This is a genomic window from Salinivibrio sp. EAGSL (genome assembly GCF_013366455.1).
Lineage (GTDB): Bacteria > Pseudomonadota > Gammaproteobacteria > Enterobacterales > Vibrionaceae > Salinivibrio > Salinivibrio costicola.
The window spans coordinates 1-9,398 of the sequence record NZ_JABWMG010000033.1 but is presented as its reverse complement, the minus strand read 5'-3'; the positions used below and the strand labels follow the sequence as shown (position 1 = coordinate 9,398).

At 48.2% G+C, this 9,398-nt stretch carries 7 protein-coding genes, 1 tRNA gene and 1 rRNA gene; 5 read left to right on the top strand and 4 right to left on the bottom strand.

The genetic code is table 11. The annotated features are described in order from the left end of the window. Positions 1 to 78 precede the first annotated feature (78 nt). A tRNA-Thr gene (locus tag HLG76_RS14365) sits at positions 79 to 154 on the bottom strand. A 209-nt stretch (positions 155 to 363) separates the two neighbouring features. Between HLG76_RS14365 and coaA the strand changes: the two genes are divergently transcribed. Beyond that, complete coding sequence (gene coaA, locus HLG76_RS14360) at positions 364 to 1,302, top strand: type I pantothenate kinase (RefSeq protein WP_021024459.1); 939 nt, start codon at positions 364 to 366, stop codon at positions 1,300 to 1,302. Positions 1,303 to 1,320: 18 nt separating this feature from the next. On the opposite strand, the gene birA is transcribed toward coaA, so the two are convergent. Both birA and murB read right to left on the bottom strand, forming a co-directional pair. Further along, entirely contained in the window at positions 1,321 to 2,289 is a 969-nt protein-coding gene (birA, locus tag HLG76_RS14355) for a bifunctional biotin--[acetyl-CoA-carboxylase] ligase/biotin operon repressor BirA (RefSeq protein WP_175993900.1), read from the bottom strand. Further along, complete coding sequence (gene murB, locus HLG76_RS14350) at positions 2,286 to 3,320, bottom strand: UDP-N-acetylmuramate dehydrogenase (protein ID WP_175993899.1); 1,035 nt, start codon at positions 3,318 to 3,320, stop codon at positions 2,286 to 2,288. Before murB ends, birA begins: the two co-directional genes overlap by 4 nt. A 75-nt stretch (positions 3,321 to 3,395) precedes the next feature. Here murB and HLG76_RS14345 point away from each other — a divergent pair, with 75 nt between their 5' ends. The 4 genes from HLG76_RS14345 (at position 3,396) to HLG76_RS14330 (ending at position 8,730) form a co-directional block, all read left to right on the top strand. Next, entirely contained in the window at positions 3,396 to 3,827 is a 432-nt protein-coding gene (locus HLG76_RS14345) for a GNAT family N-acetyltransferase (RefSeq protein WP_021024456.1), read from the top strand. Between the two features lie 111 nt (positions 3,828 to 3,938). Further along, positions 3,939 to 5,288, top strand: coding sequence for a CDP-diacylglycerol--serine O-phosphatidyltransferase (gene pssA, locus HLG76_RS14340; protein WP_021024455.1), 1,350 nt, complete (start codon positions 3,939 to 3,941; stop codon positions 5,286 to 5,288). 12 nt (positions 5,289 to 5,300) lie between these two features. Further along, positions 5,301 to 5,945, top strand: a complete 645-nt coding sequence (locus HLG76_RS14335; protein WP_021024454.1) for an isochorismatase family protein — start codon at positions 5,301 to 5,303, stop codon at positions 5,943 to 5,945. Between the two features lie 199 nt (positions 5,946 to 6,144). Further along, positions 6,145 to 8,730, top strand: a complete 2,586-nt coding sequence (locus HLG76_RS14330; protein WP_175993898.1) for a family 20 glycosylhydrolase — start codon at positions 6,145 to 6,147, stop codon at positions 8,728 to 8,730. A 486-nt stretch (positions 8,731 to 9,216) separates the two neighbouring features. Here the strand turns inward: HLG76_RS14330 and rrf are convergent. Continuing rightward, positions 9,217 to 9,332: ribosomal RNA gene (gene rrf / locus HLG76_RS14325) — 5S ribosomal RNA — on the bottom strand. Between the last annotated feature and the right edge of the window lie 66 nt (positions 9,333 to 9,398).

Sequence of the window (9,398 nt, the reverse complement as noted above, 5' to 3'; positions counted from 1 at the left end):
GGATTCGAACCTTCGAAGGCTGAGCCGTCAGATTTACAGTCTGATCCCTTTGACCACTCGGGAATTCCACCTAAATTTTGGTGCCGGCTGCCGGAATCGAACTGGCGACCTACTGATTACAAGTCAGTTGCTCTACCAACTGAGCTAAGCCGGCGACAAGTGCTGCGCATTCTATGCCATGGATTTGAGGGGTGCAATAGGGAATTTTAAAAAAATGGGTGATTTTTGCGTCTTTTGGGTATTTTTTTGTGTGATTGTTGGGAAAGTAACCAGCCAACACCTTGATGACAATAGGCAAGCGCTTTTCCTTCCCGCTGGTTTGCGGTATCGTCACTCTCTTTATTGGCTTAAGGCACATGGATCATGAACGCAACGCTAACGCCTTATTTGTCGTTCGACCGTCAACAATGGGCTGAACTGAGGGATGCAGTGCCCATGACGCTTACCGAAGATGACATTGACCGCTTACGCGGCTTGAATGAACATTTATCAATGGATGAAGTGCGCGATGTCTATCTACCGTTGTCGCGCTTACTCAATCTGTATGTTAAAGCGCGTAAAAGCCGAACTGAAGTACTTGATGAGTTTCTTTCTCAGCCCGTGTCAAACCATGTGCCTTACGTTATCGGCATTGCAGGCAGTGTGGCGGTTGGGAAAAGCACGACGGCAAGGCTCCTAAAAGCGCTTCTAACCCGGTGGCCGGATCACCCTAAAGTGGCGTTAGTCACCACTGATGGTTTTTTATATCCAAATGCTGAGCTCGAATCGCGCGGCATCATGCACAAAAAGGGCTTCCCGCAGTCGTATGACATGCGCAAGCTGGTTGAATTTGTCGCTGACGTCAAATCAGGCAAAGACTGTGTCACTGCGCCTGTTTATTCTCACCTTGTCTACGACATTACATCGGATGAGCAAAAAGTCGAAAAGCCCGATATTTTAATATTAGAGGGGCTGAATGTGCTACAAAGTGGCATGGATTATCCACACGATCCGCACCACGTGTTTATTTCTGATTTTCTCGACTTTTCTATTTATGTAGACGCCGAGCCTGACTTACTCAAACACTGGTACATCGAACGCTTTATGAAGTTTCGGCGCGGGGCATTCCTCGATCCACAAGCTTATTTCCACCATTACACGCGCTTGTCCATCGAAGAAGCGACACAGAAAGCAGCCACCATTTGGAATGATATTAACGGCAAGAATTTACTAGAAAACATTTTGCCAACCCGTGAACGGGCAAGCTTAGTGTTAGAAAAGGGCCCGAACCATTCTGTTCAGCGCGTTCGCGTGCGTAAATAGTCCGCATTCGTATAAGGACTAATCATCGCGCCTTAACGAGATTTCCCCTCCCAAGTAAGGCGTGATGTTTCCATCAACCTCCAGCAATAAGGCGCCATGCTCATCAATACCGCGCTCAATACCTTTTACCTGGCGGTCGCCCATTAATAGCTTAACGGGGCGACCGATAAAATTATCCAGTTGTGGCCAATCAGCCAAAATACTAGCCATACCTTGCTGTTCGTAGGCGATAAGCGATGCCTTGAGACGGTCAATCAAGTTCGCTGCTAACGTATTACGTGACGGCATCGGTGAACACGCCTGTGCAAGCTTCGCCCAAGGTTGATCAATATTGTCGTTAAGATGGGTCCCCATACCGAGGTTAAGCCCCATACCAATCACTATGTGTGCCGCATCACCCGTTTGCCCGGTCATTTCAACCAAAATACCCGCCAACTTTTTGTCTTGATAATAGAGGTCGTTTGGCCATTTTACTTTGACACCTGTCGCACCCAGATCGTGTAACGCTTTTGTCATTGCTACTCCGACGACAAGGCTGAGCCCCATTGCCGCCGCAGGCCCTGCATCTAATCGCCAATACATGGAGAGGTATAAATTGCTACCAAACGGCGATTGCCATGCACGCCCTCGACGACCACGGCCTTGTTGCTGATACTCGGCCAGGCACACACTACCAGGACTGAGCTGCCCCACTCTTTCCATTAAATGCTGATTGGTTGAGTCTATCACTGGGATCACAGCCAAAGCAGGTATATCGGTATGGGCACTTAACCAAGCTTCATCGAGCAGCTCAATCGGTTGTGATAAGCAATAGCCTTTGCCCTGTACTCGATAAATATCAAGCCCCCAAGATTGGAGAACCTTGATGTGTTTACTGATCGCCGCACGCGTCATACCCAGCGCTTCCCCCAGCATTTCGCCAGAGTGAAACTCACCATCAGATAAACGTGTAATCAAGGCGAGACGTGCCGAATGCGCGCTCTTCATTGTGCCTCCAAGGTTGTTTCACCCTGCTGATCAATCAAGCGCACTTCGTGTTCAAGCCTCACACCAAAACGCGTATAAACGTGCGAGACGACATGCTTAGCTAAACGTATCACATCATCACTGATCGCATTCTCGGCATTGGTAATAACCAGTGCTTGCTGAGGATGAACGCGTGCGCCGCCTTGGCGTTTCCCTTTTAAGCCACATTGATCAATCAGCCACCCCGCTGCGACCTTCTTTTGCCCCAAAGGCGCGGAAAAGAGCGGCACATCAGGGTAAGAAACCTTTAACTTTGCCGCTTGCTCGCTATCAAGCACCGGATTTTTAAAGAAACTCCCAGCGTTACCGCACACAGAAGGATCGGGTAATTTAGCGCGCCGAATCGCACACACAGCATCAAAAATGCCTTTGGGGATCGCTTGTTGAGAATCCAGTTCAGCTAACGCGCCATACTTGAGTACCGGTTTCCACGCTTTATCCAAGCGAAAGCCAACCTGAGTAATGACCCATCCCTGCATGGCGGGGGTTTTAAAAATCGAATCGCGGTAACCAAACTGACATTCATCGCAAGACAGACGACGTTGATTGCCCGTGTCAGGATGATAGATATCGACGTAAGCGCAACGCTCCGCAAATTCGACACCATAGGCACCAATATTTTGAATCGGTGCCGCCCCCACACAGCCGGGAATTAATGCCAGGTTCTCAAGCCCAGGCATCGCATTATCAATACTCCAGGCAACAAACGCATGCCAAGGCTCACCGGCGCCAACATGTAATAGGTAATGGTCAGCGTGGTTATCGATCGTGATCCCCTTTAGGCGGTTAAGGACCACCACTCCCTCAAAGTCTTGGCAAAAAAGCAGGTTGCTGCCTTCACCAACCACTAACTTCGGTGAGTTGTGATAATCAGACGCTTGCCAAATCTCTTGTAAGTCTTGCACACAATGTGCTTCTACAATCGCTTGGGCGCGCGCGGGCAAACCAAACGTATGATGGGGTGTCAAAGACACATCAGATAACCACTTCATCGTTGCATTACGCTGTTAGAAAACTCATTGATGGGTATACTACCTGTCCTGCTCGTATTGCGCATCTATTAGGCTATGGATAATTATCACATTCACCCGCTAGAGCCCTTGCGGTTCCCACTGGTAGCGCGGTTCTACAAAACACACTATCCTCCCGGAAAACCCAAGAAAGATGAACGTATTTGGGTCATTGATGGCCCGAGTGGACTATGTGGCGCGGTACGCTTTCAGCAACGTCTCGAGTATCAGTTACTCACAGGCATGTTGCTACACCCTGATCTGCGAGGAACAGGTTTAAGTCATCGTTTACTCGACGCAGTGCAAGAAACACTGTGTCAACGTCCTAGCTTTTGCTTAGCTTTCCGTCCACTGACTACCTTGTATGCGCAGCATGGTTTTACGCCTGTCGATCATCACGTATTACCCGATGATCTGGCTGCACGCCTGCACCGTTATTGTCAAAGTGGCAAAGATTTAGTGGCGATGGAATACTCACCCAAAGCGTGACATTAGCAACAAAGCCATTGCGCGGTGATCCGTAGCTTGACGCAATTTCTGGTATCATTCAGGGTTTAGTATCAATGCTCGACTCTGGCCGTCGAACAAAAAGAGGTAATAATGGATTCAGCGAACGCAAACCGGCAGCTTATTGATCGCTTGCCCACCATTGCGCACCAGCCAGAAAATCTCGAAACCTTATTAGACGCGGTCTCATTTAGAGAACGGCTCCTTAGCGAAATTAAAAAAGCAACATCACGTATTTATCTGGTGGCTCTGTACTTACAAGACGACGAAGCAGGACGAAGCATTCTGGATGCGCTTTACGAAGCAAAGCAAGCTAACCCTGCCCTCGATATCAAAGTATTAGTCGACTGGCATCGCGCACAGCGAGGGTTAATTGGTGCTGAACAGTCGGACGGTAATGCAGGACTATATCGAGCTTATGCAGAGCGCTACCCACATAAGATAGAGGTCTTGGGTGTGCCAGTTAGAAACCGCGAAGTCTTCGGCGTTTTGCACTTAAAAGGATTCGTATTTGATAACACCGTTATATACAGCGGCGCCAGCTTAAACGATGTCTATTTAGCGCAACATGATAGATACCGTTATGACCGTTATCACGTGCTCGCCAATAAAGTACTCGCCGACACCATGGCAGACTTTATTGTCAACACGTTAATCGCCGACAGTGCCGTCAACTGTCTCACCTCGCCCGACCGCCCCAACAGCAAAGCACTAAAGCCAAACATTCGTGAGTTTCGTGGTCAGCTACAGCAGGCCAGCTATCGATATCAAGATGAGCCGATTAGTGAAGACCAAGTTGGACTTACCCCGATGGTCGGGTTAGGTAAACGGAAAAATAAGCTCAATCGCTATATCTGTCATTTGATTGCCAGTGCCCATGATGAATTAGTCATTTGCACGCCCTATTTTAATCCACCACGCAGTGTCGTTCGCGAAATCCGTCGCGCACTTCGCCGAGGGGTAAGCGTGAGGATTATAGTGGGAGATAAAACCGCGAACGATTTCTACTCACCACCAGAGGCGCCATTTAAGACGATTTCAGCTCTGCCTTATTTGTATGAAGTCAACTTACGCAACTTTGCCCGTCGCAACGAAGCAGCGATTGCAAAACGTCAGTTAAATATCCATATCTGGAAACATGATGACAACAGCTTCCATTTGAAAGGCATTTGGGTCGATCGCCAGTATATGCTGTTAACGGGAAATAACCTCAATCCGCGCGCCTGGAAGCTAGACTTAGAAAACGCCATCTTGATTCATGATAAGCATCAGCAATTAGAGGCGCAGAAGCAGCAAGAGGTAGATACGATCTTGGCTCATACACAGCTGGTCGGCAGTTATAAGCAGATAGAAAAAATGGAGGATTATCCTGCGCCAGTCAAACGCCTACTTAAACGGATAAAGCGGGTTAAGGCCGATCATATACTCAATCAGATACTTTAGGGGATAACCGCAATGAAACAGGCCAAAATAGCTGCCATTGACGTTGATGCACAGCGCACGTTTACGCCGTTATGTCCTGACGAATTACCCGTCCCCGAAGGCGATACCATCGGACCGGCACTCAACGAGCAGGCAACGTTGGCTGACGTACGTGTTTTGACCAAAGATGCGCATCCTGCTAACGCCATTTGGGTGGTCGACGACCCCGCTGACATGCTCCAGCCTTTGCCGCATAAAAACGCCGATCTGACTTGGGTGCAACACGCGGTTCCCGGAACGAAAGGGTTTGAGACGATTGACGCATTGCCAGCAGTGACCGAATATCATTATGTGGTTTGGAAAGGCATCGAGCCCGATCTTCATCCGTATGGTGCTTGCTTTCATGATATTGAAGAAAAGCTCAGTACTGGATTAATTGAGTGGCTGCATAGCCAAGATGTCGAAACAGTAATAGTGGGCGGGCTGGCAACCGATTACTGCGTCAAAACAACCGCTATCCAACTGAAAAAACGGGGTCGTTTCGACGTTGTCGTTAACCTTGCCGCTTGCCGAGGGATTAATGCTAAAACCGTATCCTCTGCCTGTGACGAGATGCTGGCCGTCGGTATCAAATTAGTCGATAGTCAACTGGCGTTGCGCTGTCTACTACCCCGTTAATTTGTATCGCAGCAGCACATGATTGCTTGCTGCGATCTTGCTCGCTAGTTTAATGTAAACATTATGCTCACCGCATGAATAAGTTTGAGTCCTAAGACATAAACACACCTTCGCCGATAAGATTACTAGGCTTCTTTGTCGCTATCCTCTAGTGTCTCTTTAACTATTTTTACAATGAAAAATAAGTTTGGAGAATAGCATGCAAAAACCAACAGCTTTGGGTCTATTGATCGGTGCATCTTTATGTAGCACCGCTTGGGCAATGCCCTCATCTCAACTTAATGCACTAGGTAATGGTCTCGATGTTCAATACCAAGTGATTGATAATACGCAAGATGACTGGCGCTCTTTCACCGGCAAAGTCGCCTTTACTAACCAAAGCGCCAAGACACTCCCCAAAGCTGGCTGGGCGATTTATTTCAGTCATATCCGCATGATCAAATCGATCGACACTGATCAGCTTAAAGTTTCTCATGTTAACGGCGATCTGTTTAAACTCGAACCCACTGATGCCTTTGTTCCGCTTGCGCCCGGTGACCAATTAGTGGTTGGCTTTAATGCCTCTGATTGGCAAGTAGCGAAATCCGATATTATGCCGAACTGGTATTTGACGTCAGACGATGAAACTGGCACTCATACCGCGTTAATCGCCAGTACCAGTAACCACAAAAATGGCCAGGTGCCCACCAAGCCGGATGACGAACTCACCTTTGTGGGTGAATTTAACTCCCCTGCACAGTGGAAACGCTATGGTGGTGCACTGATCGATCACTATGACCCCTTTTCCGCGCAGCAACGATACGAGCGCAACGCCGACCTTTCACAGGAAGAAGTCCAAGGAAAAATACTGCCAACACCGGCCAGTCGCGTTGAGAAAGAAGGCCATGTCACGATTAACAGCGATTGGACTGTGGTGTATGACAATGGTTATCAAGCACAAGCAAAGTGGCTTGCCGATCAGCTTGGCATCTCAGCGAGCGACTGGGTTCCGACGAACCAAAACGTTATCTATGTTGGCTGGGAAAAAGTGACGCTCAAGGGCAGCGATCAATGGCATGAGGCCTATCGTTTAGATGTCCAGCCTGATCAGCAACGTATTGAGATTGGTGCTCCCGATGAGGCGGGTGCCTTATACGCCGCGCAAAGTTTACTACAACTCAAATCAGGCGACAGCATCAAGGCGGTGACGCTGACCGATGCGCCCCGATTTGCCTATCGAGGCCTTTCTGTTGATGCGGCACGCAACTTTCGCAGTAAAGAAACCATTTTTAAATTACTCGATCAGATGGCCGCACTAAAGCTTAATAAACTCCACTTGCGTCTCAGCGATGATGAAGCGTGGCGCATTGAGATCCCAGCCCTCCCTGAGCTGGCCGAAGTCGGTAGCAAGCGCTGTCATGATCTATCAGAAACCCGCTGTGTATTGCCCTTCTTAGGCGCAGGACCGGACGGCACAGAAGCATCAGACGGGTATTACACCACGGAAGATTATCAAGCCATCTTGCGTAAGGCGGATGCACTCAATATTACCGTGATCCCTGAGGTAGACATGCCTGGTCACGCACACGCCGCCATCAAAGCGATGGAAGCGCGATATCACAAGTACATGGCACAAGGCGATGAAGCCAAAGCAAAGGAATATTTACTGACTGATTTTGAGGACGATACTCAGTATCTTTCCGTGCAAATGTTCACCGATAATGCCATCAATGTTTGTATGGAATCGAGCTACCGCTTTGCCGATACTGTTGTCTCCGCTTTAGTTGATGCGCATCGTGATGTTCAGCCACTCAGCACATTCCACTTTGGTGGTGACGAAATCGCAGGTGCATGGACCGACTCGCCCATTTGTCAGTCCTTTATAACGAATAATGATACAGGCGTAAGTAGTGTCGATGATTTAAGTCAGTACTTTGTCGAACGTATCTCACACATTGCCCAACGCTATCAGCTGGATCTCGGTGGTTGGGAAGACGGCTTAATGCACACTAATCAGGTCTATCCACGATCACAACTTACCAATCAACAGGTATATGGCAATGCATGGCAAAATATCTGGGAATGGGGGGTTGCCGACCGAGCTTATAACCTCGCTAACAGTGGTTATAGCGTTATCTATAACCAAGCCACACACCTCTATTTTGACCATCCCTACGAGCCAGATCCGAGTGAGCGTGGCTACTATTGGGCACCGCGTTTTACTGATACCCGTAAAACGTTTAGCTTTATGCCTGATGATCTCTACGCTAATGCCAACACAAAACGCAATGGCGCACCAATTACTAAAAAAGAGGTCATCGAGGCCGCAACAGTGAAAACGCTCACGCGTCCAGAAAACGTACTCGGTTTGCAAGCATCGGTTTGGAGTGAAACCATTCGCTCCGATGGCCAGTTTGAATCAATGACCTTCCCTCGCCTCTTTGCCATGGCAGAACGTGCTTGGCACCGTGCTGATTGGGAAGCGAACACACAAAACGAGAAAGAGGCGAATCAAACGCAGCGAAAAGTGGATTACAACCTCTTTGCCAATCAGTTAGCAAACTACTGGTTCCCGCAATTGGAACAACAAGGCATTGGCTTCCGTTTGCCTGTTCCTGGTGGGATGATAGAGAATGGCGAACTAAAAGCGAATTCACCGTTCCCAGGACTCGCCATTGAGTACTCAACCGATAATGGCGCAAGCTGGCAAACCTATGATGCGGCAAACACTCCTCACGTGAGCACTCCTGTGCAGCTGCGCACCGTTTCGGGTGAACGTGTAAGCCGAATCAGTAAGATTGACTAATCGAGCCATCACGCAATATAGAAAAGACAAAGTATAGAAAAGAAAAAGCCCCGTTCACAAAACGGGGCTTTATTGGATCACAATATATTTATCAATAAGATATAGATTTGAGTTGAACGTACTGGCGCCGATCATAACAAAACAGCCTAAATCATTAGGCTAATGCTTAGGGCTTACACGTATTTAACATTAAATGATGTCGGTTTGGCGGGGATGTGATGACGCAAGGCTACAGCACTGGTATACCTCTCAAATACAAAAAAGCCCCGACCGTTAGGTCAGGGCTTCGTATTTCTACTTATCAAAGTCTTACACATATCTGCTTTGATGCTTAAATTTTTGCTAACTAAAGCCTAATACTAAGCTCTAATTAGATTATCTTGTTTGATGCGATGAGGATTTTGAATCGAGACGCGCAGTGTATGCCAATACATGAGCATCGCAGATATCAAAAGCATCGAGCTATCAACAAGATAAGCAATGAGAGCCTGGCGATGTCCTACTCTCACATGGGGAGACCCCACACTACCATCGGCGCTGCTTCGTTTCACTACTGAGTTCGGCATGGAATCAGGTGGGTCCAAAGCGCTATGGTCGCCAAGCAAATTTGGTCATCTAGAAAGCTGTTCGTTCTCGCCACAATCAACTGGCTTATTTCGAGTCCAACC